Source organism: Ureibacillus chungkukjangi, assembly GCF_003217295.1.
GTDB lineage: Bacteria > Bacillota > Bacilli > Bacillales_A > Planococcaceae > Ureibacillus > Ureibacillus chungkukjangi.
Window position 1 is genome coordinate 128,450 of the sequence record NZ_QJTJ01000001.1, and the last position, 25,488, is coordinate 153,937.

The following is a 25,488-nucleotide window of genomic DNA, read 5'->3' on the forward strand; positions in this document are numbered from 1 at the left end:
CTAGGCAGTAAAAAATATTTCTGGAAATTTATTATCTAATTAACATTATTATGTAATAGTATACCCTCACTATTTTATTACCTTAAACTCTTCAATCTAAACGATTCACTCCATTTCTTAATTTCCTATTTCTATATAAAAAAAGTTATTTAAGGATTTTTAATTCCTTAAATAACTTTGCTTATTTCTGTTTTATTTAATAAATTCGTATGCGTGAACTATATTCCCGTTTCTTCCTGTTGTCGTCTCTGCTTGAGTAAGCGAGTTAATAATCGCTTCTTCTGTAGTCTCTGCAGCTGCTGCAAATAATTCATTCATAATAGGGTGATCCTCACGCAGCTGTGTATGACTCTCTATTACCTTATTGGTTGAATGCTGAATATCATGTGCAATTGTGAAGCCAATTACAACATCACCACTTCCATGTGCAAAGTAGCTTCCCGTTCTGCCTAATCCTACACTACAGCGTTTAATAACACGGGTTAGTTGCCTGCTACTAAGGGGTGCATCTGTAGCAAGAACTATCATAATTGAACCGTCTGTTGGTGAAATAGTCGACTCGGGCTGTGCATTTGAGCTAATATAATTTTCTTTTAAAAACTCTGAGCTTTTCCCGAAATTTGTTAATACCATACAACCAACAGTAAATGACATATCTGTATTTTCTACTTTCACTATTCGAGAGGATGAACCTATTCCACCTTTGTATCCAAAGCAAATCATGCCTTTACCAGCACCAACTGCTCCTTCCTTGGCAGCCTCGTTTGAAGCTTTCTCAATCGCTTCTTTAGCATGCTCGGGTTTTACAGGACATGCTCTGATAGAATTCAAATGACTATCATTACATTCACCTACGACAATATTAATGGTTCCTGTCTTGATTCCGATATCTTCATTGTTATCCAGCATATATTCAAGCGTTCCTTGTGTCACTTGAGGTACACTAAACGTATTTGTCAGCATTATAGGTGATTCAATCACACCTAGTTCATTCACCTGGATTAGCCCGGCAGATTTACCAAAACCGTTGATAACATAGCTAGCTGCTGTCACTTTATTTTGAAATAGATTCCCTCCATGAGGCAAGATGGCAGTGACTCCTGTACAAGCATAATCCCCTTCTTTTTCTAGCTCATAATCTAATGTAACATGCCCTACCCTGACACCCTTTACATCAGTAATACAATTTTTCTTTCCCGTTGGTAGCTTGCCTATTTTGATGCCTAAATCACGTGCTTTTTTTCCCATATGTGCCCTCCTTTATAAAGCATTTCTATGTAAACTCTCTAAACGATAATAAGACTTCGCTTGTCTGTATTTAAAACTTCAACAAAAGGAACCAAATCCCTTTTTTAAAGTCAAACTCAGTATTTTCCCTTATTATGTGTATTTAGGTTTATTCTACTCAAAGTTTATAGTCAATTTACTGAATATCAACCGTATTTGTAAGTCATAATAGGGATGGTGATTTTACACCTACTAACAATCGATGTGGAGGGCACTTTTATGAACAATATTCGTGAAGGCTTAATTCCTACTGTACTTGGCTCAGCTGTAACTGCTGCAGGGTATGCCATGAAACAAAAAGGTTCTAACCAAATGTTGGCGAACACCCTTTTCGGGTTTGGATTGGCACACATTGTCTTAGGTGCAATTGACCTAGTCGAGCATCGTCGTTAGTATGATTTAAAAGAGCACATAACGTGCTCTTTTTTCATTATTATGGAAATTACAAAACTTTCATATAGGTATTGCAATCTCATAACAGGAGAAATTCCCGCTAATGTAGATATAGGTCACTTAAGAAGCAAAGATAAGCGAAAGATTTAGTCAAGTCCAAGTAATTGTGTAAAATTCAATACAATTGTTTTCAACGTTTAATTGGGGAATAAAAGTTCCCCACTTATCTAACATTTTTTTGGCCTTAACTCCCATGGATTAATAACTTCACATTCCGTAAAGGCTGTCAAAGGCTCTTTTCACTTTGACAGCCTTTACGGAATGTGAAAGACTCCATTAATGGGAGTTTGGTTAAAAAATAATCAATCAAATCCTATTTAGTCAGACTTTTTCTATTCGAATAATCGTTTTCCTGATAGTGCATTAATACAGCACCAATTAACCTGAAAGCAGATTGTGTATTCGGGAAAATGCGAATCACTCGCTCTCTTCTGCGTACTTCTTGATTTAATCGTTCAAGCGAATTTGTACTACGAATATGGACACGTATTCCTTCCGGAAAATTCATATATTGAACCGTATCTTCAAATCCATCATCCAATACATTGAGTGCCTTTTCATATTTTTGATTTTCTGCATATTTATCCATTAATTCCGCTTTAAATTTGCGTGTGTCTTCAAGAGTGACAGCTTCAAAAATTCTTTTTAACATGATACGGAAATCTTCCGACCCTTTTTTAGGAAGCTTCTCGATAATATTACGTTTAAAATGCACATTGCATCGTTGCCATCCAGTGCCTAAGAATTCTCGTTGTATAGCCTTTTGTAAGCCTTGGTGTGCATCTGATATAACTAGCTTGGGTGATTGAATACCTCTTGATTTTAACTGTTGGAGAAAACGACACCAGCTATCATAACTTTCAACATGATCCACACTTAAGCCAAGGATTTCTCGAGTATTTTCTTCTGTAATAGCGGTTGCAATATAAACAGCCTTTGATACCACTTGATGATGCTCACGAACCTTAATATACATAGCATCTAGAAAGACATAAGGATAATAAGTTGAGCTTAATGAACGACTAGCCCAAGTATTAATAATTGGATCTAACTTTTGAGTAAGCGAGGATACCAAAGATTTCGAAACACTTTCACCACAGAGCTGTTCAACAATTTGAGTAACTTTTCTCGTAGAGACACCATTCACAACCATTTCAATCATTGATAAAACTAGGGCTTGGTCATGTCTTGCGTATTTTTCAAATAGAGCTGTGGAGAACTCACCGTTCCGAGTCCTAGGAACTTTTAAAGTTAGTTTCCCAAGACTCATGATTAATTCACGCTCATAGTAACCGTTTCGATAATCAAGACGTTCACTAGAACGCTCATAAGCAGCTGCTTGTAAATACTTGTCTCTTTCTTTTTCCATAAATTCATTAAGGACAAGGACTAACGCTGATTTAACAACTGTATCCAAATTAGAATGTAGTACAGAATCTTTTAAAAAATCCATATCTAGGTTAAACTGTAATTGAGTCATTTTAATTCCTCTTTTCATTGTTTATCTTCGCAGAAAACATTGTACCCAAGAGTGATTAAAATGACTCTTCTCTTTTTACACAATTATACGGACTTAATCAAAGATTTTCCGTTAATTGCATTAAATTAGACAAAATTCAAAGATTTTCCCACTATAACAGGAAAAACTTCCTTTATTATTAAGAAAATATAGGTATTTATCAAATTAGGAGGAATTTTTCCTTTTATTTTTCCCTCTAGACCTATTTACTTAGGCAGAAAAGACCTTTTTACCATATTTTACAAGAACCCTCTATTTAGAACACTTTCTCTCATGTATAGTAATAGTAAGGAGACTTGTTAGGGGGATTTTCATGAAAAAGTTACTATTTGCAACCTTTATGCTGTTAATATTAGTAGGCTGTACCGATAAATTAGAGAATGAAGAAAAAACAGAACAACAGAAAGACCATATTGAGGAAGTGGCGCCAGTTGGTCAGGAGCACAGAGAGACAGAATCGGTTTCCACTAATACAGAACAGCAGCAAGCAAACAAAAAACTATCTGAAACACTAACTAATTTATATCGAAAATATGGAGTAATCCATCCGAACCATAAATATGAAGAAAAACTTGGAGATCTTTACGTTGGAATTGTCTATAGTCAATTAATCGATTTTGACAATGATGGTCAAGTGGAACTATACATTCTTATGAAAAGCAGTCAGTATATGAACGAGGATTTAGAGCATCGCAACGAAGCCGGTTATGTTGAGGAAATTTGGGGCATTACAGAACAGGAAGCTAAATTGATCGATAATAATTTCTATTCCTATTACGAGGACGCTGCCGAGATGTCATTTATAGCGTTAACTGATGGAACGACTGCAATCATGCGCTCCAATCCTCAAGATAAACAATTTTTCACATTGCAAAATCAACAATTCTCCGTTTCTGATGGTGAGTTAGTCGGTGAGGAAACACCCATCATAAATCAAGAAAATGGTCAAAAACAATTTGCCATTGATTTGAGCGAACCAATTTCATCTATACAAATAGTCATGAATCAGTTATCCAAAGGTATGAACACTGCTTTCGATGCTGAAACAGAAGCATTAACACCTGAAATAGAAGCAGCTATTAGACAATTTATCAACTTTGGAGATATCAACTCCTTGGATTCTACAATGTACGAGAGTATGATTGAGGCTTTAATTTTTAATCAAAAAATAGAAAGCGATCAAGACCCAATCGAGAATTATGGTGCTGGCTTTTCAGAACAATTAATCAAGGATGCTATGAAAAAATATTATTCGGTTGATTTTAAGCCCGAGGACCTTGAAGCAAGAAATCCCGATTCAACAGATTTTCATTGGTTGGAGTATGAGGATGGTGTATTTTATTTAGTAGCATCTGAATATTATATGGATATTAACCTGCCAACGACTGAAAAAATAGTGAAGCTATCTGATGCTTTGTATTTCATAAAAATCCAAAGCACTGAATTTAAAGCTCTCCAATACAGTATGGATACAGGAGATTATTTTGATTATACAGAGTATATCGATGTTCCGTTTAACGAATGGCCAGAGCCTACACAAAACTATTTACAAAAGAATATTCCATCCTATCAAATTTTGAAGGAATCAGCTGGTGACTATCAGCTACTATATCAAAGCTATAATAACTTGACAGTAGCTGAATTAGAAGCTTTCTTGAAGCAATAGAAGTTAGCAATAAAGGTAATGACCCTATCTGATAGAAGGCTGGTGAGAATATGCTAGGTGATATTTTTGGTATTTTGGTTTTAATAGCTGTGATGTGTTTCGCCGTTTACCTTGTACTGTTTGTCATTTATAAAATTATTTCAAGTATCAATTATTTCTTCAAATGGCGTAAGTGGACACCTGCAAAACGTGCCTATGAAAAACGAATACGACAAAGATACTCCGACTCAAACGGGTCAAATGGATGGTGGACATTTGACTCTGGAGGAAGCGGAGGCTCAGACTGCGGTGGAGATGGAGGTGGCGGCGGCGGAGGTGATTAAGCTGCCCAGCTTCCCCCACTTTTTACCTCTACATGATAGCACCTAGAATTCCTTATCTATTGGAATTTTAGGTATTTTTTATATTCAAAATACATCCCCTTGAAACTAGTTGGATAGCCCTTACTAGAAGAGTTGTAGATACATATGCTAGAGCAACAAGAATTAGAGGAGAGGTTGTACCTATGAGAAATGGGAGATTTGGCTTCTGCTATCCGGGATATCGATATTGCGGTCCTGGCTGTTCAGGTCCTGGTGCCCCAACAAATCCTGTAGACGCCTGCTGCAAATTCCATGATGAGTGCTACATGTACAATAGAGATAGAGGTAGTAGAAGAGGCTATTGCGACAATCTATTTCAGCAATGCTTAAATCAGTATACCTACATGAACAATAATCTAGGAAAGGATGCTAGGTTATTTTCAAGCGCTATTAATATGAAGAATTTTTTCTTCTAAATTATTTGAGGCATGAACACTCACTTACCCCTGCGTATTCATGCCTAACTTACTTAAATAATCCGTTTTCTTCTCTCACTTTTCACCCTTCTTCCTTAATCAAATATTCTAAACTTCTTGAATATACAATTAATGTTATACTATTTAAAAAATAGTAAAGAAGGTTTGTAGAAAATGAAATACAGTTTTAAAAATGATTATAGTGAGCTTTGCCATCCTGCACTTTTAGAAGCTCTACTAAAAGCAAGCACTGAACAAAATACTGGCTATGGCTTGGATAAGCATACAGAAAATGCAAAGTATTTAATAAAAGATAAGCTAGAAAGCGATAATTGTGATATCCACTTTGTCACTGGAGGGACTCAGGCTAATGCTTCCGTTATTTCCCATATTTTACGACCATACGAGGCGGTTTTAGCTTGTAGCTCTGGGCATATTAATGTATATGAAACTGGAGCAATCGAAGCAACAGGACATAAGGTTTACACTGCTGCAGGTATTGACGGAAAGCTAACTACAGCAGATATTGAAGCCGCATTAGCATATCATCAGGATGAGCATATGGTGAAGATTGGAATGGTTTACATTTCACAATCAACAGAGATTGGTACAGTTTATAGCTTTGCTGAACTAAAAGCATTATATGAATTGTGCAAAGAGAAACAACTATATTTGTACATAGATGGTGCACGCCTTTCAAGTGGTCTTGCAGCAAGTGATGTAGAATTCAATCAATTGAAGGAGCTTTGTGATGTAATGTATATCGGTGGTACAAAAATCGGTATGCTAAGCGGTGAAGCAATTGTAATCTTTAACGATCAGTTAAAATCTTATTTTAGATATCATATAAAAAATAAAGGTGCAATGCTTGCCAAAGGCTACGTATTAGGAATCCAATTTGAAGCCGCTTTTAACGATAACCTTTACTTTGAAATGGGGCAGCATGAGAATGAATTAGCACACTTTTTGAGTAATGAGCTAAAGGAGCTAGGGATACCTCTATTAAGTGAATCACCAACAAATCAAATCTTCCCTATCTTCACAAAGGAACAAGTAGAAAAATTACAAAAGGATTATGCCTTTGAAATTTGGGAGCCAGTTGATGACAAAATCGCAATACGCTTTGTTACTTCATGGGCTACAACAAAAGAAGTTTGTGAAGAGCTTATTGAAGATATAAAAGTTGTTATCTCATAAATCTAAAAATCGGTAAAATAAAATGCAATTTGCAGACTCGCAAATTGCATTTTTACTATTCATATTTCATGAAACTCTTTCGTTATTCATCCTCTGATGCTTGAAGCTCTTCCTTCGCTCTTACTACACGATTGCGCCCTAGATTCTTCGCTTCATAAAGCGCTGCATCGGCAAGCTCGATTAATTTTTTTGGATTCGAAGCTTGTTTAGGGAATACTGCAATTCCTGCAGAGAATGTCACCGATTTCCCAATCGGACTAATTGTACCTTCGACATTCCGACGTAGTTCTTCCGCTATGTCATACGCTTCATCTACACCTGTCTCAGGCAATAATATGATAAATTCTTCTCCACCATATCGACAACACATGTCTTGCTCCCTCACAGCATTTCTCATTTGAAGGGCTAGAAATTTTAACACTTCATCTCCCGTTGCATGTCCATAGGTATCATTTATCGATTTAAAACGATCGATATCCAACATAATCACAGAGTACATTTTGCCTTGAACTGTCCATGCCTGCAAAACGGCATCCATGGCCCGACGATTAGTTAAGTTTGTTAGTGAATCAATCGAATTTTCATCCTTTAATGTACTTACTTGACCATGTAAAAAAGAGAAGCTTTGTATTAAGGCATTTTTGATTTTAGAGGCTTCATAATACCAGGCATTTAAGCTGTTCAAATTCCCCATTTCACTTTCATTTAACACTGTTCTCAGTAATAACAGCGATCTGCTGTAAAGGCTTTGTAATCTTTGCTGCTAATCCTAAGACGATGATTATGGAAATTAAAAGTAAAGGTAATTCAAAATAAAAAGTGGTTAATACTTGCTGCCCTACCGAGTCTATTGCATTTTTTCGAGGAGTCTGAACAATTACTCCCCAATTAGTTTTCTCTAACGGGCTAAAGCCGGCAAGCATTTCCTCATTAAATTTATTTATAACTAGTTGCGCCCCACTCTCGCCCTTGTTAATTCTTTGTATCACCTTATTTTCTGAAACATCCATACCTAAACGAGATCTCTCATAATGATAAATAATCCGTCCTTTTGAATCGACCACATATACATAGGAACCATCTTGATATTGATGCTCACCTAAGACCTTTTCAAAAAAGTTCGATTCATGGATATATACACTCCCATTAATAGCTCCCTTATATTGTCCATCACTCGAAAAAATCGGGTATGAAACTGTGATAAGTAACTTTCCAGTTGACGCTCTAAAAGGATCTGAAATTGTTATCTTTTGATTTTCCAACTGTGAAAGACCTTCTTTTGAAGTAATTCTCTTCCCTTTTAGCGCATACTTTTCAGGAGCTCCTTCTAACATTAGTCCATTAGGATCTGCTATGATTACAGAATTAAATGCATTTTGTTGTGTTTGTAAACGATTGACTTCTTCATTCAACAATTCCTCATTATCCATCTGATCGGCAATTTTAGAAGCGCTATATCCAAGTACTTGTATAGTCTCATCCAAATATAAATCCACAATTTGAGATAGCTTTTGGGCATACACCCGATTTTTATCTAAAGATTGTTCTTCTAGTAAAGTAACACTTCTTTGATAAATACTAAACAAACTACTAGCTATTGATAATAAAAAGGCTAAGGTTATTATCCCGATGATTAAATATTTCAATTTAATTTTTTCACTTAATTTATGCATTCTTGGTCCCCTGTATAAAAGACTTCAACCGCCTTTATTGTTCGATAGTTACGAATCTTCATTATACTCTGACGCTTCTATTATTGAAAGTGTTCCCCATTAGTTTAACCTATCTTTTGTAAGCATCAATCATTTTACTTGTAGTAAAAAAAGAGCCTCAAAAGGGATTAGCCTTCTGAAGCTACACTAACAAAAGTTATTTATTTTGTAGCCATTTCGAAAATTTCATTTGTAAATGCTTCATCGACATCGGCTTTTTCTTTAATAACTCCAAACTGATGCGCAATATCGGCTGTCTGCTGGAACATCTTCGGATCAGTTTTCCCTAGTTCCTCGGCATTAAAGCCTTCAGGCAGAACTAACTTTGCTACTTCCTCCATCATCGTTAGCTGATGCTCTCTTGTACTGCTCCCCTCTTCCGACTCTGCCATTATGATATCGACTGCCCCTTCTGCATCTTCAATCGCGGCTTTCCATCCTTTAATAGAGGCACGAATGAATTTTGCAGCTGTTTCTTTGTTTTCTTCTAGCCATTCTTTGTTGGCAAACAGATTATCCTCAAGCATCGCAACGCCCTCATCATTCATATCGATAATATTTAGATCGCTTGCTAGAACACCTGATTCTAGCACAACATGATATTCGTTATATGTCATAGCAGAAGCAGCATCTAAATCACCAGATAAAAATTGATCCATTGTAAAGGCTTGCTTCACAAAGGAAAGATCACTATTTGGGTCAAGACCATATTTATCAAATAACGCTAAAGCCTCAAATTCGTTTCCACCCATCCAGTTCCCAACATTCTTACCAGCTAAATCCTTAGGTGAAGTAATTCCTGCATCCTTTTTCGAAATTAGCAATAATCCACTTTCTTGATAAATTTGAGCAATTTGAATTAACGGCATCCCTTGTTCAATATGCGGTAGCAAGCTTGCTACCCAGTCTACCCCAATTTGAGCTGCACCATTAGCAACTTGTTGCTCTGGAACAATATCAGGACCACCTGGAGCAATTGTCACATCCAACCCTTCTTCTTTATAATAGCCCTTTTCAAGCGCTACATAATATCCTGCAAACTGGGCTTGTGGTACCCATTTCAGCTGTAAGGTCACAGGCGCTAAATCTCCACTAGAAGATGTCGCCACCTTCTCCTCATCCGAGCTACACGCTGCTAAAACTGAGACTAAAGCTAAAACAACAATTAAAAGAATAGAATTCACATTTTGTACTTTTACTTTCATAAAATTCCCCCTCCAAATTCAGACACTGGTATTCATTTAAATTCTTAAGTGCTTATTTTCGGTTAAAGCTGCATTCAAAACGATTATCACTGTCACTTTCTTTCAGACGCATGCCAGCCTATAAACATTTTTTCCAAGCCTTCAACGACTAAATAGAATATCACCCCGGCAATAGAAGCAATAATAATACAGGACCAGCCTAGGGGCATTTGTGCAATTTTAATAGAGTTAGAAAGCAAATAGCCTAATCCTTTAGAGGAATAGAAGAACTCCCCAACAATCGCTCCAATCATACTTGCCGTTGTATTTATTTTTAAAGCAGTGAACACGTATGGGAGACTATTTGAGATTCTTAAATACTTAAAAACCTCTAATTTCTTTGCAGCGTAGCTATGCATTAGATCCAAGGCAAGTGGATTTACATTAGATAGTCCTTTGTGGGCATTGATAGCCATAGCAGCCATTGTCGTGATAGTTACGATTGCAATTCTTGAGCCCATACCGTTCCCAAACCATAAATTCATAATAGGAGCTAAGGCAACAATCGGTACAGCATTTAACGCCACTACTATCATCAGCCCACTTCTACCCCATTTTGGGAAGGCCGATGCAATTAATGCCAGCATAAAACCTACAGAGGAACCTAGTAGCATTCCTAATACAGCTTCAGTAAAGGTGTAGGCTGTATATGAGAAAAGAGTGCTAAAGTTTTCTATAAACGCTGCCATTATGGCTGAAGGAATAGGTAATTGATAGGTTTTCAATTGAAAAATCCCATGAAAGATTTGGAATTCCCATAATAGAAGGAAGACTATCCCTGCTGTTATAGGAATTATAATCTTGCTTGAATTATGTCGGTTCTTTTTCTTTTTCACTTTAGTAACTTCCAGCTTTAATGGTAGGTTGGCGTACTCTCGATTCGTTGTCGGTGCAATCCAGGCACTTTTGTGTTCAGCTGTTTTTTCCTCCAATTACTCATCGCCTCCAGACTTACGAAATTCAGGCTGCCAGGGCGTTACCATTCTTTCTATTAAACTTACAATTAGATAGCTTAAAATCCCAAGTGCAGCACCAAAAATAACTGTCAGCCAAAACATATAATTGTGAGAAGGGCCATAGTACAGATTTCTAAGCATGATTACACCAAGTCCTCGTGTCGCACCCATTAGCTCTACTAAAATAGCTCCTGTTACGGCTAACGGAGCTGCTATTTTCAACCCACTGAAGAGACTCGGCAAGCTTTGGGGAAAACGAAGTCTCCAATAAACAGACCAAGGCTTTGCGGCATAAGAATACATAAGTTCAAGTGCCTGTGGATCAGCACTGCGTAAGCCTCTCAGGCAATTTAAAGCAACAGGGAAAAATGTCATATAAGCTGCTATTAACACTCTAGAAATTTGCTCATCTCGAAAAATGCCATATACAATCGGCGCCAATCCAAGAATAGGAATCATCTGTGAAGCAACCGCATAGGGAAATGCAAGCTGTTCTACCCATTTAGAAATACTCATTAATACTGCAAGAAAAACCCCACCAAGAGCACCTAAAGCAAAACCCATTACCGCATTTGTTAAAGTAACCGAGCATTCTGAAAAAAGGGTGCCGGAATAGGTTGAAAAGGTAAGAGCTAATTCGTGCAGATAAGGAATTTTTGATTGTGCGAGCGGCACCTCTAATATGACCAAGAACCAAGAAAGGAACTGCCAAATGAGCAATAACGCTAGCACTACGACAACAGCAGGAGTTAAACGACCAAGAGAAATTTGAGATTTCATATGGCTACACTCCTTCAAAGCTATTTCGAATATCAGAGATTAATTGATAAAATTCTGGGCTATTTCTCATTTCTTCTCTTCTTGGTCTGGGCAGGTCAATTTCAACAATTTTTGAAAGTCGACCAGGATGTGGGGATAAAACAAACACTCGATCAGATAAAAAAATCGCCTCTGGAATACTATGGGTAACAAAAACGACTGTATTACCTACCTTACTCCATATAGATAAAAGCTCTTCGTTTAAACGTTCCCGGGAAAACTCATCTAATGCTGAAAACGGCTCGTCCATCAATAAGATTTCTGGCTCGATTGCCAACGCTCTTGCAATAGCTACACGTTGCTGCATGCCCCCACTTAGCTGCCATGGGTATTTCTCTTTAAATTTCGATAAACCAACCAAATCCAGCAAAGTAGTCGCTCTTTTTTCCTGCACCTCCTTGCTAAGCCCCATCATTTCCAAAGGTAGTGTAATATTCTTTTTTACTTTTCGCCAATCGTACAAAACAGGGCTTTGGAATACAATGCCATACTTTCTTGCTAACCTGGCTTCTTTTGCTGTACCACCCGAAACTGTAACACTACCACTTGTTGGCTGTATTAGGTCAGCCATAATACGAAGCAGCGTAGTTTTTCCACATCCAGATGGTCCAAGCAATGATACGAACTCTCCCTTTTGAATATCAACCGTAATATCCTTTAAAGCTAATACCTTTGCAGTATCAGTTTGATAAGACATGCTAACCTGGTCTATCGCAATTTCTGGTGTATCAATTTTTGTTAATGTCATAAAATCTCCCCCACCAAAGTAAATTTTGAATTTTTAGATAATCAAAAGCAGTTTTTATCACTCTTCATGTAAAGATTACTTACATAATTATATATCTAGCAAAATTAGCTATACATTAGACAAAGTGTAAAAAATTTAAAGGAAATATTGGATACTTTGAAATATGGGAAACTGAATTTGTAAAAAAAAGCTACAAATCTCTTTAATGATAAAAAGATTTGTAGCCATAGATTCATTATTAAATAAAAATACCCACTAAAGTTGCCGTAAGCATTGATACCATCGTAGCTGCTAATAACATTTTAAGACCGAACTTAGAAATTATTGCAGCTTTTTCTCCATTAATTGCTTGCATAGACCCACTAATAATACCGATTGAGCTAAAGTTGGCAAAGCTGATTAAGAATACTGAAACAATCCCAACCGTTTTTTCTGATAGATCAGGAATATGCTCGATAAATTGCAGCATTGCAACAAACTCATTCGTTGCTAATTTTGTTCCCATCGTTTGACCCGCTACTAAAATGTCACTGGCAGGGATACCCATCAACCATGCAATTGGTGCAAAAACATATCCTAGAATTTCAGTAAATGATAACCCAATTATTGCATTAAAGCCTGCATCGATTACAGCCATTAAGCCAACGTAAGCGATTAACATTGCAGCAACAATTAACGCTACCTTCCCGCCATCTAAAGCACCTACTGAAATTGATTCAAATATAGATTTTGCTGGTGAAGCGTTTTCAGTATCGATCGCTTCATTTTTAGCAGCATTTCGTTCTGGTGCCATAATAATCCCGATGATTAATGCCGATAAAGCATTTAATGTCATCGCACCTAATACATACTTTGCAGGTAACATCGTTATGTACGAAGCCATAATTGAAGCAGAAACGGATGCCATTGAGGAAACTGAAATAACGAATAATTTATTGTTGCTCATATTATGAATATGAGTTTTAATCGCTAAAAGCCCTTCTGATTGACCAAAGAAAATATTATTAACTGCGTGGAAAGTTGTAACACTTGATAAGCCAGTTATCTTAGAAAGGAATCCACCTAAATATTTAATAATAAGTGGTAAAATTCGTAAGTAAGTTAAAACTGAAAGCAACATAGAAGTGAAAATAATAATAAGTAAAACATTTACAAAGAATACTGAATTACCTTCTGGCACCCAGCCCCCAATTACAAAGGTAACACCTTCACGGCCAATTTCAATTACTTTAGAAAAGCCATTGCCTATTGCCTCAATTACTGTTAACCCAATTGATGTTTTGAACATAATTAATGTTAGCGCCACTTGCATAACTAACATAATTCCAACTGCTTTATAGTCGATAGCCTTCTTGTCATTACTCATTATGTATGCTAACCCAAGAACTACAACTAAGCCTAAAATCCCGATTATAATTGACATTATTACTCTACCTCGATTGTTTTAGATTCAGTGCCTCAATACACTACGTCGTTTAATCACTATTCATCTATTAATTTCCAATTACTGCCGTTTAGAAATCTTTTTAAAACTACTGTAATAAATGAAAAATAATTAATGTATATCGAAAAATTTTATACCACTAGTTATCTATAGTCAAATAGTTATTAGAATTATAGTCTGAAGAACTAATATTCTAAAAATATATAAAGTTTTGTCTTGTATAAATTATTAGTATTATTAAGTATTTACAAGGATATCGCTTTAATAAATTAAAATTCAGAAATAATAGATTTTGACACTTATTTGATATTAGTCTATTCAAACTTTTTAAAAAGTTCATCATTATAAAAATAATACAAAAAGACCGCTCTCTAAAGTCCAATAGTCTGACTTTAAAGAACAGCCTTAATACCTAGCTTATTAAATTTTTAGCAGCTATTTACCTTTAACTTTATACCGTAGCTCAACAAATTGGTTGAAGCTTCTCATACCTGTAAAACTAAGGTCTAACTGATAATCACCATTTTTAAATAGTGGAATTCCTTCTCCCAGGATAGTAGGGGCAAGTGTAATGATAAATTCATCCACAAGCTTCTCCTTGATGAAGTAAAACAACAGCTCTCCTCCCCCAACAATCCAAATGCTTTTTCCATCTTTCTTTTGTAGCTTTTCAACAAATTGGCGTATATCCTCATTTACAAACTTCACATCTTCTGTGTCTTCATGGCTTGTTCTTGAAAATACATAGCATTCTTTATTGATATATGGGAACTCCTCCAGCTTTTGGTCTATCAGCCAATCGTACGTTCGTTTTCCCATAACCACTGTATCTACAGTTTCATAGAACTCTGAGTAGCCGTTGTCCCCTTCCCCTTCTACATTGAATAACCATTCAAGGGAATCCTCCTTTGTGGCAATATAGCCATCTAAGGTTGAAGCGATAAATACTACTATTTTTCGTTGTTTTGTGTTCATTATTTTCTCCTGTTTAATACTGCATTTTTTTCATTACTAAATAAATCTCCCGACAAACTCCCATACTGTACCCCAATAAGCTTCAGGGTCTACCTTTTCTGCTTCGCCATGACCTGCCCCATTGATAATTAACTTCTCTTTTTCAACTGCTCCTGCAGCATAAACCTCTTCTAGCATTTCAAAGGGTACAAAGGTATCCTGATCTCCATGGATAAATAAAATCGGTTTCACACTTTTTGCAACCTGCTCTACTGCCGAAGCCTCATAGAGGTCATACCCTGCACGAATTTTCGTTATCGTATTGGCAGCATTGATAACCGGGAATTCTGGTAAACCAAACAAATCATCTAGCTGATAAACAAACACATCACTGACAGATGAGTAACCACAGTCTTCTACAATTACTTTTACATTAGGAGGTAGGTCCTCTCCAGAAGTCATCATTACCGTTGCACCACCCATTGATACCCCAAATAATACAATTTCCGCGTTTGGATCCAGCTTAATAATTTCATCAATCCATTGCAAAATGTCTAGACGATCATGCCAGCCCATTCCAATGTATTCCCCATCACTTTCTCCATGCCCACGTAAATCCGGTGCTACTACATGAAAGCCTTTTTCATAAAAGTTACGGATATATCTTGTCATCCCATCTGCACTTGATGTGTAGCCATGTACAACTATTGCGTATTTATGGTTAGTTTTTCCGTTTTCATAAAAATCAGCCTTTAGGTTTAGCTGCAGACTATCCTTTGATACAATTGACATCGTTAAATCTTCTGTATTGGTTTCAAATTCTTTATCTGCTACTTCGGCCGCTTCAGATACCGCTGCCATTACGGCAATGCTCTCTTCAAGATTGGGATTATCCTCCATAAACTCTTTTTCATCATTTGCCTTTAAAGCGAAATTATAAAAATAGTTCCCAACCCCTAAATATGTAGCCCCCAACACTACTAATAAAGCACCTAATATAATGATTATTCTTTTTTTCATAACTCATCCCCCATGGTTATTAATTCAATCTTTTCTCTCTCGTTTCCTCTATGTATCGGCTTAATAAGGAAATTAATATATTACTATTTTTAAGCGAGTATGTAAAAAAAAAAACGGTGATTCGGTTCCATAAAGACCAAATCTCCCGTATAGATTATTTTTAATCCTATGAGTTTAAGCATAACCCACCTCTGACCTGTCTCCTAATCTATTTAATAAAGCGATTTTCCACTCGATCCTCAAAAAATGTTATTTCCCCTAGTGTATTGTCTGTTTCAATAATTGATTTGCCTTCAATTTGGGCATAATGTAATTGCTCTTTCCATAGAAAGTCTTCTATGGGGAGGGATTTTTTATCAGTATCCTGAATCAGGTAGGATAAATCACAAAAACGATAAATGAATTCTTGCTGGAGTACCTGCTTAAGCGCTGTGGTAATTTTCATGAGGGTACCAAAGTTTTTAAAGCTCATATTTTTCAAAGGACTTGCCGTTATTTGTTTGACACTCATTTCTTTCTCATCTGAAAATGTGAAATTTGCGGTAGCCGAAAAACTGTAATGTACATCACCCGAAAGCACAACTGTGTTACCAGGATTCCACTCTGACAACTGATTCAGAAAATTTGTCAGTCCTTTTCCATTGTATCTCCATGCCTCTACATCAAAAATTGTTTGAACATGGGCTCCTAATATTTCAATGGTCGGTAAAAATTGAAGAATCGCCTTCTCGATTAAATCAAAGCCGATTACCGGCGTTGGCGAGATGATGATTAACGGGTCTCTTTCTACCCATCCACTTGACTGTAGCTGCTTGGTAATCGACTTGTATTCGTCTTCATTCACTAGCTGAGGCGGGTATGCTCTTTCTTTTACTAACTGTTCAATAATTGTCGTATTTGGCTTATCATCATATTCTCTCAATGTTCTTGTATCCAGAAAGACCGCCCTGGGATTGGTTGGTGCTACAAAGTGCCATGGCTGGTGCTCCATTATCAAAGCTATCCATTCCTTATAGCTTGCCTCTGTATTACCGCCACATAAATCTTTAAAATACTCTTTAACCCCTGGAATAAAAGCATCTTTGAAAACCTGTGGCTCATTCCCCCAACCTTGAAAAGCAAAAAAGGCTGCTAATCCATTAGCAACAATATGTTTACCTAATGGTGATTGTGTCACTTTTTCTTTCCAATCGGCATTTATATTCAAATCGTCTGTTATATCATGGTCGTCGAAAATCATATACGTTGGAATATTGGCCAATAGCCTTCTAATTTTATAGGTAGCTGTGGGGCAACCATTAATGAGCTTTTCCTGTTCGGTAAATCGATTTTGTAATTGTGTTTTTTCCAGTTTCTTAAGCTTATCCGTTGCTCTTGTTAGCTTCAAATGAAAATGGCCCTTCTCAAACCCATTATCAAAGGATTCGTAGAGGTTTCCTTCTTGAGCTATTTCCCATAATATCGGACTCCAAGCCAATAAATACATTGCGGCAAACTCACCAAACTCGATAAGATGATTAGATCCTTTTCTTGTTGATAAGCTTGCCATGTCCTTTATAATATCTTTTCTCGCATTAATTTTATGCAGGGCTGATGAATAATTGGCCAGTCGTTTATCAACTGTAACCAAATCCTCATTTACTCCCATTAATGCCTTCCCAAACTGGTTAATGAGGTAGAAAATTGGGTCTGCTACATCATCTGCATAAATCTGATCACCCATCAAGAAGAGTGCATCTGGACGATTGCTTATATCACGACTGTTGTCTACTAAAAGCTGATCACCCTTTGCTAACAAATCCTCCCCTTCACCATGTAGCTTTCGACATGAGCCAAATAAAAATTTAGCAGAGAACTCTGAGCTTTTTTCAGGGATAAAGAAGGTAGGATATTTTAAAGAATCATAGACAATGCTTTGTGGATTGTTGTTTTTCAAAAGACCGAGCATTTCTAGATCAAATTGTTCCTTCTTATTTTGGAAGTGAAGATTATAGCCTATTATTTGATTAGTAGGAAATTTATTTGAATTGGGGGTTATTTTGAGTAAGTGAATAAAAAGGTTTTTTCCAAATTGAATTGTACTTGTGTCAGTAGCTGAAGCTAATTTGGTATAATTATCGGCTTCTTCGCTTGAAATAATTTCATATACCTCGGCGGTTATCTCGTAGTCTTTACTTGTCGCCACCCAAATATATACTTGTGATGACTCAAGCCGACGTATCATTGGACCAGCTAAAAGAGCAGGAAATAAATCTGGATTCATGTATTTCTTCCCCTCATTCTAGACTTTTATTACAATATGCAACAAGCCCAGGAAATGTGTATGAGGGGGGTAGCTAAACGATCTAAAGTATGGGTCTTATATTTTCAAAAAATTCGAAACTTTAATCATCCAATTCCGTAAATATAGTAAGTAAAACTAAAAGGAGGGGATTTTTTGAGAAAAAGATATTTTCTAATTATGACAGCTGCCTTTATCATAGAATTATTCATTACATATCTAGTTGCCCTATTATTTTCAGTGAGAATAATTGAAGTAATGTTTTTCACAGGTGTTGTCCTATCTGTAATTATTCTTTTCTTTACTAGTAGCGGAGGGATCATTTCCAATATGAGCTCAGCAGAAATAAGTGCTAGAACAGGAATCATGCAAAAAAACGAGCCCTTTATTTTTAAAAGAGGTCCGATTTTCATGGCTTCCATTCTTCTATTAATTATCGGCCTTGTACTCTTTATCTTACTCATTCAAGGAGTTATCCCACCTGCTTAAACTTGGGAAAGTTAAACTATATAGAGCATGGAATGACCATGCTCTTTTCGTTACCTTGAAGAATGTACATTTTAGGAAATCCACCATATTAAAATTCTTCATTCACCAAATCATTAATGACTCCCATGGCCGCCTTCGTTCCTTCACCAGCTGCAACAATTACTTGCATAGGGGCTGATTTTGATATGTCCCCACACCCATAAACCCCTTCAATATTGGTGCGTCCGAAATTATCTGTCTCAATCCCGCCATTTTTAGTTAGTACACAGCCCAATGATTCAGCTAGTGGAGAGGCTTGTACTAAGTTTGTAGTGACAAAGCCTGCCTTTCTTTTGAGCTGACGTTGATTTTTGAATCGAATGGCACTTAAATTTCCAGCCAAGCCCTCCAAACATGATATTGTCTCTTCAATCACTTCTATTTTATTTTTCAATAATAATTCCTGTTGCTCTTTTGAAAAAATTTCCTTACCGTTTGTACAAACGACCAGATCCCTACTCCAATTAAAAATTAATTTTGCCTTATGGAATGCACTTGGATTTTCAGTTATTAGTACAAGTGGTTGATCCTTCAATTCCCAGCCATCACAAAATGGACAGCTAAACAAGCTTGTACCATAGAAATTATGTATTCCATCAATTGGTGGGAGCACATCCTTTAAACCCGTTGCTAAAATTACTTTTCTCGATTCATATATTTTGTTACTTTCTGTATAAATAACAAAGCATTGTGTCTCTTTTTTCAAATCGACGACACGCTCATTATACATTGTGAGATTTGGATATTTCATAAGATCAGCCTTCGCTTGCCTTTTAAATTCTGAAGGCTTAACGCCATCTCTAGTTATAAACCCATGGGATTCATGCGTAACAGCATTTCTGGGGTTATCATCATCAAAAAGCATGATATTTTTCCTTCCCCTTGCAAGAATGAGTGCTGCATTTAAGCCTGAAGGACCTCCTCCAATAATGACACAATCAAACATTCATTTTACCCTCCCCTATATTTAATCCTTTCCTTAGGGTAGACACGAACAGCTATAATAAATCAAAAAGCTGACCTCTAAAATTGAGATCAGCCTTCAAAATTATATAGTTAATTTCTTTTTTGGCAGTACATAGTAGTCAAAGCTAGGCACTAATTCAGCTAATAAGCCATGATCCAGCAGTGGATACTCGTACAAGCTTCCCTCGTAAACTAATTCAAAGCGTGGATGCATTAAAAAATCATTTGGTGAAATTAAAGCAGCAGGAAGATCCCATAAATTCAATCCACTATTTTCAAGGACCTCGGCAACAAACTGAGAGCAAAAGTATTTATTCTTTTGATTAATCGGATAGCGGACAGCCACACCTACAAGACCCAGCAAATTATACGAATAACGTTCCTTATGGTTATTAAAGCTCTGAATTACCTTTCGAATAGAACAATACTCAGTTGCTGAAACTTCAATTTTTAACAAAACACAGCATGTATCATCAAAATAACGATAGGTACCAAAATATACGTCTTCCTTCACAAAACCTGCAATTAGTGGATTCTTTGGATTTTTTCGACCAAAGCTATATATTTCGTTAAGCTTATCGTCAAAGCCAATTGAAACATGATTATAAGGCGCATTCGTATACCATTTGATAATTTTCGTTAAAACTGTACCGGTATCAGTTAATAAAATATAAACTGTTTTTTTCTCTTCTGTCATGAGTGCTTATTCCTGACTAGCTTCATCACTTTTATATTCTAAAATATCACCTGGCTGACATTCCAATGCTTTACAAATCGCCTCTAGTGTCGATAATCGAATAGCTTTAGCCTTTCCATTTTTTAGAATCGAAAGGTTCGCCATTGTAATTCCTACTTTTTCAGATAATTCCGTTACACTCATCTTCCTTTTTGCCAGCATCACATCAATATTGATAATAATTGCCATTGTTTTCACCTCAGACCGTTAAATCATTTTCTGATTTTATATTAATAGCTTCCTGCAGAAGTCTTTGGAGAACAGCAGCAAAGACTGCAATTACTAGTGGAGCAAAAACAAAGAGCAATGCTATAATTCCAAGTCCTGGAGCATCATCTATCTCCGCTAGAATAAAGACTAATGGTACTGCTAGAACATACAGACCACTAATAATAATTGCACAGATTTTTATTTTTTTTAATGCCTGTACTGAAAAATCCGAGAAAGCTTGGTTCTTGTCAATATAGCTTAAAAGGTTAAATGATTGGTATAAGGCAAAGTAAAACGGAACTACCGATATATACATTACCAGTAAAATTCCATAAACTACATAAGCTACATCTGAACCTCTTTGTGCTGCTTCATTTGCTTCTCCCGCTATTTGAGGCAATAAAAACAATGCCATAGCAAGTACAGGAAGTCCGATGAAAATAACAGCGATTTTTAAAAAGAGCGTTGACCCTTTTTTCATTTAAAAAGCACCTCACTTATTTATTGTCTTATTGAATTTACCATCTTTTTTATCGTTTTGCAATAAAATTTTATTAATTTTAGATGTTAATTTATTGTTAATATTTTCTTCTGGCAAAGAAATAAGCATCTCTCCCAAAAAGAAATGCTTAATAAATGTTTTATTTTTATCGTGTTATATTTAAAGGATCTACTCTACTGACAAACACCAAGTGGATTATTGTCAGGATCATAAAAGGTGAAAAATCTGCTGGTACCTTCCCCGCCAATTGGGTTAACCCTTACATTCTTTTCGATTAGTGATCTGTATGTTTCTTCGATATCATCTGGGATAAAATTATAATACTTCCCTACACCGAAATCATTATTAGGAAACTCCATCGGCTGGTGATCTTTAGTTCGAACTAGACATACAACCGTTTGAGCTTGTTCATGGATTTTCATAACAGCAGCCTCTTCTTCAATATAAATCAACCTGAAGCCAAGTATTTCTTCATACCATTTAGCAGAAATTTCAGGGTTCTTCACTGGAATAAAAACGCCTTCCATCCCCTTTAAAAGTGATTTTGACATTTTATCCTCTCCTTCTTTTATAGTACAGAATGATATATTTCGCCTAATATCCCTTCCTTCTGACCAATATCTAATTAAAGGAATTTCTCCGATTAAAATCAAATATAAATAACAAGAACGAAAGGAGTTTAGACATGATTATTCAGATACGGTCCATTGGGATAATGTGTATTGTTTGTCTATTATTTTTAGTCGGCTGTAAAGCAAATGACACTGATGAAGATTCTTGGAAGGAGTCACCAACTTTTTATATCGATGATAAAAAAATGTACGGTGTGAAAGGTGAAATTGGATTAGAACGACTTAACGGCGAAGAAAATGAACCAGACTTCCCTGCAACCCAAGGCAGACTTTACAATATTCACTTTTTCGATGCTGCGAAAGAATTGTTTGGTGAAGAAGCTGTAATTACTGCCACACATCAAGATACCGGTAAAACAATAGAACTCTATAATCTTATTGCTTCTAGCATTGCCTCAGCTAAATTTGGTTTTGAAGATGAAGGCTTATGGAAGATTTCTGTCTCGATTAACGAAGAACCATATACAAGCTTTATCATTAGAGCCGAAAAACCATAGACTTGATATGCATCTCCATGAGTCAAATGGCCATTATACTTTCACACGAATCAAATAACGTGAAAATGTGATGGCTAAACCTTTTTCAGAAGCATTCTTCTCAAAAATCCTAGTTACCTCTGGTAGATTTTTTTCTTTTATTATTTCTAAAATGGAGGGATGCTGACCAAAGCAGCACAATTTTAAAATGTCTATTGGTGAATTGATATATTCAATACTATTTATTTTTTCTAAACTCTTATTAGCAAACTCACTATTTACCATTCTTTCATGAATAGTATCCAAAATCGGTGTATCTTTTGTGACTTGAAAAAGATTAGGAAATAGAAATGGCAGCTCCATTGACGACTCGTCACCAGGATGCAGTCCGAGAATAACTCCACTCTCTTTTACAACTCTCTTTAAATCTGAATAAGCAGAGGTTGGTCCCTTTCTTATATAGGCACAATCAAATTCATCTTCCTTAAAAGGTAGCCTCTCTTTACTATTACCCCTTACAAAGGTAACATTAGATTTTTTACTGGATGATCCTTCTTGTACAAAACGATCAGTTACATCAAAGCCCACGATTTCATTAGCTATTTCACTACACTGTAGTGTAAATCCTCCGTGGCCACACCCCACATCTAATACTTTCTTACCTGGAATCATATTTGTTACTTCTCTATCAAAAATCGACTCGCCATTAGGCTCTGTATGTGTGGAATTCCAAGGATATACGTATTTCCCTTCTTGGACACTTAGCTGCTTATACCACTCCAATGAATGCGGCATAAGCCATCCCGCTAAAGTCGTTGGGTCAATTAATTTCATAACCACTCTCCTTACGTAAGCTCTTTTAAACGCTTCATCACCGAATGAATCGTTAATCGATGGAATGTTATTAGGCTACCTTTATAAACAACTGAAAATATTCCATAGGGTGTAGGTGATAGCTCCATTAACGCATCTCTATTTTCTATGTCAATGATATTAGCCTCAATCCCTAATTTAGTTGCCCCTGCTAGTATATTTTCTGTAGCTACCTCTACATATGGGCACTGAAAGGAACGAATTATTGTTAAGTCATCAAATCGTGCAACTCTCTCGTCCCAATTAGATGGAAAGCTCGGCAAAACGTCGCTTTTTTCAAACTGATACACAAGTAACTCAAAGTTAAAAGGCGCTGTGTCAATCATCTGAAAATTATTTTTTAAAAAGATTTCCTTACTCGGTGTCCAGGCAGTGTCAGGGTTCGTCACCACAACAACTCCATGCTTCCCATTACTTTTTGCATGCCCAATACAATGCTCAATAAGTTTCGCTCCATAGCCCTTACCGGTATCCCCTACCCAAAGACAATGGATTACTAAATAATTATCTGCATGAACAACTCTAGAAGAATTTTCAGCATCCGTAAATTCTATAAATCCAACCTGCTTTTTATTTTCTATCAGTTGAACATACCTTAAGCCCTCCTCAAATCTTTCGTTCAACCAATTACTTTTATTTATGTATCCAAGCGACTTTTTCTTACTTCTAAGACAATAGCTACCGATCCCTTCAAGTAGCTCCGAATCAAGCTCAACAACCTGCAAATCTGTCAAAAGTATCCCTCCTTTTCTATACTAAATAACTATTTCTAGTTATCCTGTAAATTCTCCTCCGTAGTTTTGAAATCTAAAAAAACATCAATCCTCTGAAAGATTAATGTTTTTAGGAATTATCTAATAGTACATACACCTTACTGTAACTCCTAGAAGCTTACATAGCAGGCTATAAAATTAACTTCGCTTCCTCAATAACGGATAGATAATAACCTTCAATCCCTTTAAGCTGTGTGAACGCCTCCTCAAAATCGGGTTGAATTGTTGAAAGCTGCACGAAATTTCGATTGCGTAAATAAGCACTATCCCCATGCAGATGAATTCCGTTTAATTTCAAATCTTCTATAATACCTATTAATTCATCTGATAGTTGCAGCGTTATAATCATCGGGTAATGATTGGTGTTAACCCCATATTTCTCGGCAATTTTTAAGTCTCGCATTTTCATAAACCTTTGTTCGAGTAATCGATAGCGATCTGGATAATTCTTTAACGCTTCCAATACATTAGCTACTAGCATAGCAGGAATAGTAAATGGTGGCTTCGACTTTTGATATTTTGCTAAGTTCAAATAAGACGGCATTTTTCCTTCCTCAACAAGCTGTTCTGAGAAGATAAAAGCAAGACCGCTCACTGCACCAATTGCCTTCCCACTAACAGATGTAGCTAAATGCAATTCGCTCATTGAAAAGGGCAGAGCGCCAAAGGAACTGATGCAATCCACACAAAGCTTCACATTATAACGTTTTGTTATTTCTAGAATTGGCTCAATTGAATTTAAAGTTCCAGTTGACGTCTCGCCATGGACCATTAATACCCATTCATACGCCTCCGATTTTAAATGTAGATTTAAGTCTGAGAGATTATGAGCCATCCCCCAATCTGAAGCTAGCGTTTCAAAACTGAGCCCCCAATTATTGGCTTGATCAGCTAATCTTTCCCCAAACTCACCATTGACCAGGATTAGGCCTTTTTTCTTGCTACTTACTTTTAGCTGGCCCAGCATCACGTCATTCGCTAAAGTTCCGCTTCCAACAACGGTTGCTATATAATTTGCTCCAGAAAGCTCTAAAAGCTGTTTTTTCATCCTCGTAAATAGATTATTAAATTCACCAGAGCGATGCGATAAATTCGTATGAGATAAAGTGCTGTTTTGTTTAACTGGACCTGGATAGAATGTATATTGGTTCCCCTTCGAAATTCTTTTTTCTAGCTCCTGTTCAAATTTGCTTCTAGTTAAAATCATCGGAACAAATTTCGCCTCTTCGGATCCGACTGCTGGAGCAAAGGCTTCAAAGCCCATTTGTTTATATAATTTTTGTTCACGAGTGGTTCCTGATATGACAGCAGCAGAATATCCTTGATGGTATGCAAATGCATAAACTGCTTGTATTAATCGAAATAATACTCGTCCTGTACGAAACGACTTTCTAACTGCTAGCAGTCGTATTTCAGCTAACTTCCCACAATCTGATTCATTCAAATATTGCTCTACTTTTCCAATTTTCTCATCTAAAGAAAATGGTCGATTATCTCGAAAAGCCAGCATTCCTACGATTTCTGTTTCTTTGTATACGACTATGTATTTATTTTCACTATGAAAACGGTCTACTTTCCTTCTCGATTCATTTGCTTCATATTGTGGAATTTCTTCTATAAAGGTTTCATAATTTAGTGCAGCAATGTCATCAAATTCCTTTTCAGTTGTCGCTATTTTACACCAATACATATTAAACCCCCATTCCTCTATTTA

General features: G+C 36.3%; 27 protein-coding genes. 7 read left to right on the top strand and 20 right to left on the bottom strand.

Going from position 1 to position 25,488, the window contains the following annotated elements; genetic code table 11:
• Positions 1 to 192 precede the first annotated feature (192 nt).
• Positions 193 to 1,248: a DmpA family aminopeptidase gene (locus BJ095_RS00640; protein WP_107934652.1), complete on the bottom strand. Its 1,056-nt coding sequence runs from the start codon at positions 1,246 to 1,248 to the stop codon at positions 193 to 195.
• 258 nt (positions 1,249 to 1,506) lie between these two features.
• Here BJ095_RS00640 and BJ095_RS00645 point away from each other — a divergent pair, with 258 nt between their 5' ends.
• Entirely contained in the window at positions 1,507 to 1,680 is a 174-nt protein-coding gene (locus BJ095_RS00645) for an asparagine synthase (RefSeq protein ID WP_107934653.1), read from the top strand.
• A 373-nt stretch (positions 1,681 to 2,053) separates the two neighbouring features.
• Here the strand turns inward: BJ095_RS00645 and BJ095_RS00650 are convergent, their stop codons facing one another.
• The gene (locus BJ095_RS00650) at positions 2,054 to 3,220 is read right to left on the bottom strand and encodes an IS256 family transposase (protein WP_107934654.1); all 1,167 of its coding nucleotides are present in this window, start codon (positions 3,218 to 3,220) and stop codon (positions 2,054 to 2,056) included.
• Between the two features lie 352 nt (positions 3,221 to 3,572).
• Between BJ095_RS00650 and BJ095_RS00655 the strand changes: the two genes are divergently transcribed.
• The 4 genes from BJ095_RS00655 (at position 3,573) to BJ095_RS00670 (ending at position 6,900) form a co-directional block, all read left to right on the top strand.
• Entirely contained in the window at positions 3,573 to 4,925 is a 1,353-nt protein-coding gene (locus BJ095_RS00655; protein ID WP_107934655.1) for a hypothetical protein, read from the top strand.
• A gap of 50 nt (positions 4,926 to 4,975) precedes the next feature.
• Positions 4,976 to 5,248 carry a hypothetical protein gene (locus tag BJ095_RS00660; RefSeq protein WP_202973774.1) on the top strand — a complete coding sequence of 91 codons (273 nt, stop codon included), beginning with the start codon at positions 4,976 to 4,978 and terminating at the stop codon, positions 5,246 to 5,248.
• Positions 5,249 to 5,430: 182 nt separating this feature from the next.
• A complete protein-coding gene (locus tag BJ095_RS00665) occupies positions 5,431 to 5,703 on the top strand; it encodes a Parvovirus coat protein VP1-like protein (RefSeq protein WP_107934656.1) in 273 nt (90 codons plus the stop codon).
• A 174-nt stretch (positions 5,704 to 5,877) separates the two neighbouring features.
• Positions 5,878 to 6,900 (top strand): threonine aldolase family protein, encoded by a 1,023-nt coding sequence (locus BJ095_RS00670; protein WP_107934657.1) that lies wholly within the window; start codon positions 5,878 to 5,880, stop codon positions 6,898 to 6,900.
• Between the two features lie 82 nt (positions 6,901 to 6,982).
• Here BJ095_RS00670 and BJ095_RS00675 read toward each other — a convergent pair whose 3' ends face one another.
• The 10 genes from BJ095_RS00675 to BJ095_RS00720 form a co-directional block, all read right to left on the bottom strand.
• A complete protein-coding gene (locus tag BJ095_RS00675; RefSeq protein ID WP_193768054.1) occupies positions 6,983 to 7,594 on the bottom strand; it encodes a GGDEF domain-containing protein in 612 nt (203 codons plus the stop codon).
• A gap of 7 nt (positions 7,595 to 7,601) precedes the next feature.
• Complete coding sequence (locus tag BJ095_RS00680) at positions 7,602 to 8,573, bottom strand: cache domain-containing protein (protein WP_107934659.1); 972 nt, start codon at positions 8,571 to 8,573, stop codon at positions 7,602 to 7,604.
• 200 nt (positions 8,574 to 8,773) lie between these two features.
• A complete protein-coding gene (locus BJ095_RS00685) occupies positions 8,774 to 9,817 on the bottom strand; it encodes an ABC transporter substrate-binding protein (RefSeq protein ID WP_110561286.1) in 1,044 nt (347 codons plus the stop codon).
• Between the two features lie 92 nt (positions 9,818 to 9,909).
• Positions 9,910 to 10,788 carry an ABC transporter permease gene (locus BJ095_RS00690; protein ID WP_107934063.1) on the bottom strand — a complete coding sequence of 293 codons (879 nt, stop codon included), beginning with the start codon at positions 10,786 to 10,788 and terminating at the stop codon, positions 9,910 to 9,912.
• Positions 10,789 to 11,592: an ABC transporter permease gene (locus BJ095_RS00695; protein WP_107934065.1), complete on the bottom strand. Its 804-nt coding sequence runs from the start codon at positions 11,590 to 11,592 to the stop codon at positions 10,789 to 10,791.
• Positions 11,593 to 11,596: 4 nt separating this feature from the next.
• Positions 11,597 to 12,379 (bottom strand): ABC transporter ATP-binding protein, encoded by a 783-nt coding sequence (locus BJ095_RS00700; protein WP_107934066.1) that lies wholly within the window; start codon positions 12,377 to 12,379, stop codon positions 11,597 to 11,599.
• A 238-nt stretch (positions 12,380 to 12,617) separates the two neighbouring features.
• Complete coding sequence (locus BJ095_RS00705; RefSeq protein ID WP_107934068.1) at positions 12,618 to 13,802, bottom strand: NupC/NupG family nucleoside CNT transporter; 1,185 nt, start codon at positions 13,800 to 13,802, stop codon at positions 12,618 to 12,620.
• Between the two features lie 456 nt (positions 13,803 to 14,258).
• A complete protein-coding gene (locus tag BJ095_RS00710; RefSeq protein ID WP_107934070.1) occupies positions 14,259 to 14,798 on the bottom strand; it encodes a dihydrofolate reductase family protein in 540 nt (179 codons plus the stop codon).
• 36 nt (positions 14,799 to 14,834) lie between these two features.
• The gene (locus BJ095_RS00715; protein WP_107934072.1) at positions 14,835 to 15,797 is read right to left on the bottom strand and encodes an alpha/beta hydrolase; all 963 of its coding nucleotides are present in this window, start codon (positions 15,795 to 15,797) and stop codon (positions 14,835 to 14,837) included.
• A 208-nt stretch (positions 15,798 to 16,005) separates the two neighbouring features.
• Positions 16,006 to 18,060, bottom strand: a complete 2,055-nt coding sequence (locus BJ095_RS00720) for a metallophosphoesterase family protein (protein WP_107934074.1) — start codon at positions 18,058 to 18,060, stop codon at positions 16,006 to 16,008.
• A gap of 174 nt (positions 18,061 to 18,234) precedes the next feature.
• Between BJ095_RS00720 and BJ095_RS00725 the strand changes: the two genes are divergently transcribed.
• A complete protein-coding gene (locus tag BJ095_RS00725; protein ID WP_235867533.1) occupies positions 18,235 to 18,567 on the top strand; it encodes a hypothetical protein in 333 nt (110 codons plus the stop codon).
• A gap of 88 nt (positions 18,568 to 18,655) precedes the next feature.
• On the opposite strand, the gene BJ095_RS00730 is transcribed toward BJ095_RS00725, so the two are convergent.
• The 5 genes from BJ095_RS00730 to BJ095_RS00750 form a co-directional block, all read right to left on the bottom strand.
• Entirely contained in the window at positions 18,656 to 19,552 is an 897-nt protein-coding gene (locus BJ095_RS00730) for an NAD(P)/FAD-dependent oxidoreductase (protein ID WP_107934075.1), read from the bottom strand.
• A 102-nt stretch (positions 19,553 to 19,654) separates the two neighbouring features.
• The gene (locus BJ095_RS00735; RefSeq protein WP_235867534.1) at positions 19,655 to 20,269 is read right to left on the bottom strand and encodes a C40 family peptidase; all 615 of its coding nucleotides are present in this window, start codon (positions 20,267 to 20,269) and stop codon (positions 19,655 to 19,657) included.
• A 6-nt stretch (positions 20,270 to 20,275) separates the two neighbouring features.
• Positions 20,276 to 20,497, bottom strand: coding sequence for a helix-turn-helix domain-containing protein (locus BJ095_RS00740; protein ID WP_107934077.1), 222 nt, complete (start codon positions 20,495 to 20,497; stop codon positions 20,276 to 20,278).
• A 10-nt stretch (positions 20,498 to 20,507) separates the two neighbouring features.
• Positions 20,508 to 20,999 (bottom strand): DUF2975 domain-containing protein, encoded by a 492-nt coding sequence (locus tag BJ095_RS00745; RefSeq protein ID WP_107934079.1) that lies wholly within the window; start codon positions 20,997 to 20,999, stop codon positions 20,508 to 20,510.
• 194 nt (positions 21,000 to 21,193) lie between these two features.
• Positions 21,194 to 21,571 (bottom strand): VOC family protein, encoded by a 378-nt coding sequence (locus tag BJ095_RS00750; RefSeq protein WP_107934081.1) that lies wholly within the window; start codon positions 21,569 to 21,571, stop codon positions 21,194 to 21,196.
• Positions 21,572 to 21,705: 134 nt separating this feature from the next.
• Here BJ095_RS00750 and BJ095_RS00755 point away from each other — a divergent pair, with 134 nt between their 5' ends.
• Positions 21,706 to 22,149 carry a hypothetical protein gene (locus BJ095_RS00755; protein WP_107934082.1) on the top strand — a complete coding sequence of 148 codons (444 nt, stop codon included), beginning with the start codon at positions 21,706 to 21,708 and terminating at the stop codon, positions 22,147 to 22,149.
• Positions 22,150 to 22,182: 33 nt separating this feature from the next.
• On the opposite strand, the gene BJ095_RS00760 is transcribed toward BJ095_RS00755, so the two are convergent.
• The 3 genes from BJ095_RS00760 to BJ095_RS00770 all read right to left on the bottom strand — a co-directional run bounded on the left by BJ095_RS00760 (position 22,183) and on the right by BJ095_RS00770 (position 25,464).
• Complete coding sequence (locus tag BJ095_RS00760; protein ID WP_107934084.1) at positions 22,183 to 22,962, bottom strand: class I SAM-dependent methyltransferase; 780 nt, start codon at positions 22,960 to 22,962, stop codon at positions 22,183 to 22,185.
• Between the two features lie 11 nt (positions 22,963 to 22,973).
• On the bottom strand, positions 22,974 to 23,735 hold the full coding sequence (locus BJ095_RS00765; protein ID WP_107934086.1) for a GNAT family N-acetyltransferase: 762 nt from the start codon (positions 23,733 to 23,735) through the stop codon (positions 22,974 to 22,976).
• A gap of 169 nt (positions 23,736 to 23,904) precedes the next feature.
• Positions 23,905 to 25,464, bottom strand: coding sequence for an aminotransferase class V-fold PLP-dependent enzyme (locus BJ095_RS00770; protein ID WP_107934087.1), 1,560 nt, complete (start codon positions 25,462 to 25,464; stop codon positions 23,905 to 23,907).
• Positions 25,465 to 25,488 lie beyond the last annotated feature (24 nt).

Coding starts and splice junctions, on each gene's coding strand:
- BJ095_RS00640 (WP_107934652.1), bottom strand. CDS start 1,248: ATGGGAAAAAAAGCACGTGATTTAGGCATCAAAATAGGCAAGCTACCA.
- BJ095_RS00645 (WP_107934653.1), top strand. CDS start 1,507: ATGAACAATATTCGTGAAGGCTTAATTCCTACTGTACTTGGCTCAGCT.
- BJ095_RS00650 (WP_107934654.1), bottom strand. CDS start 3,220: ATGACTCAATTACAGTTTAACCTAGATATGGATTTTTTAAAAGATTCT.
- BJ095_RS00655 (WP_107934655.1), top strand. CDS start 3,573: ATGAAAAAGTTACTATTTGCAACCTTTATGCTGTTAATATTAGTAGGC.
- BJ095_RS00660 (WP_202973774.1), top strand. CDS start 4,976: ATGCTAGGTGATATTTTTGGTATTTTGGTTTTAATAGCTGTGATGTGT.
- BJ095_RS00665 (WP_107934656.1), top strand. CDS start 5,431: ATGAGAAATGGGAGATTTGGCTTCTGCTATCCGGGATATCGATATTGC.
- BJ095_RS00670 (WP_107934657.1), top strand. CDS start 5,878: ATGAAATACAGTTTTAAAAATGATTATAGTGAGCTTTGCCATCCTGCA.
- BJ095_RS00675 (WP_193768054.1), bottom strand. CDS start 7,594: ATGGGGAATTTGAACAGCTTAAATGCCTGGTATTATGAAGCCTCTAAA.
- BJ095_RS00680 (WP_107934659.1), bottom strand. CDS start 8,573: ATGCATAAATTAAGTGAAAAAATTAAATTGAAATATTTAATCATCGGG.
- BJ095_RS00685 (WP_110561286.1), bottom strand. CDS start 9,817: ATGAAAGTAAAAGTACAAAATGTGAATTCTATTCTTTTAATTGTTGTT.
- BJ095_RS00695 (WP_107934065.1), bottom strand. CDS start 11,592: ATGAAATCTCAAATTTCTCTTGGTCGTTTAACTCCTGCTGTTGTCGTA.
- BJ095_RS00700 (WP_107934066.1), bottom strand. CDS start 12,379: ATGACATTAACAAAAATTGATACACCAGAAATTGCGATAGACCAGGTT.
- BJ095_RS00705 (WP_107934068.1), bottom strand. CDS start 13,802: ATGTCAATTATAATCGGGATTTTAGGCTTAGTTGTAGTTCTTGGGTTA.
- BJ095_RS00710 (WP_107934070.1), bottom strand. CDS start 14,798: ATGAACACAAAACAACGAAAAATAGTAGTATTTATCGCTTCAACCTTA.
- BJ095_RS00715 (WP_107934072.1), bottom strand. CDS start 15,797: ATGAAAAAAAGAATAATCATTATATTAGGTGCTTTATTAGTAGTGTTG.
- BJ095_RS00720 (WP_107934074.1), bottom strand. CDS start 18,060: ATGAATCCAGATTTATTTCCTGCTCTTTTAGCTGGTCCAATGATACGT.
- BJ095_RS00730 (WP_107934075.1), bottom strand. CDS start 19,552: ATGTTTGATTGTGTCATTATTGGAGGAGGTCCTTCAGGCTTAAATGCA.
- BJ095_RS00735 (WP_235867534.1), bottom strand. CDS start 20,269: ATGACAGAAGAGAAAAAAACAGTTTATATTTTATTAACTGATACCGGT.
- BJ095_RS00740 (WP_107934077.1), bottom strand. CDS start 20,497: ATGGCAATTATTATCAATATTGATGTGATGCTGGCAAAAAGGAAGATG.
- BJ095_RS00745 (WP_107934079.1), bottom strand. CDS start 20,999: ATGAAAAAAGGGTCAACGCTCTTTTTAAAAATCGCTGTTATTTTCATC.
- BJ095_RS00750 (WP_107934081.1), bottom strand. CDS start 21,571: ATGTCAAAATCACTTTTAAAGGGGATGGAAGGCGTTTTTATTCCAGTG.
- BJ095_RS00755 (WP_107934082.1), top strand. CDS start 21,706: ATGATTATTCAGATACGGTCCATTGGGATAATGTGTATTGTTTGTCTA.
- BJ095_RS00760 (WP_107934084.1), bottom strand. CDS start 22,962: ATGAAATTAATTGACCCAACGACTTTAGCGGGATGGCTTATGCCGCAT.
- BJ095_RS00770 (WP_107934087.1), bottom strand. CDS start 25,464: ATGTATTGGTGTAAAATAGCGACAACTGAAAAGGAATTTGATGACATT.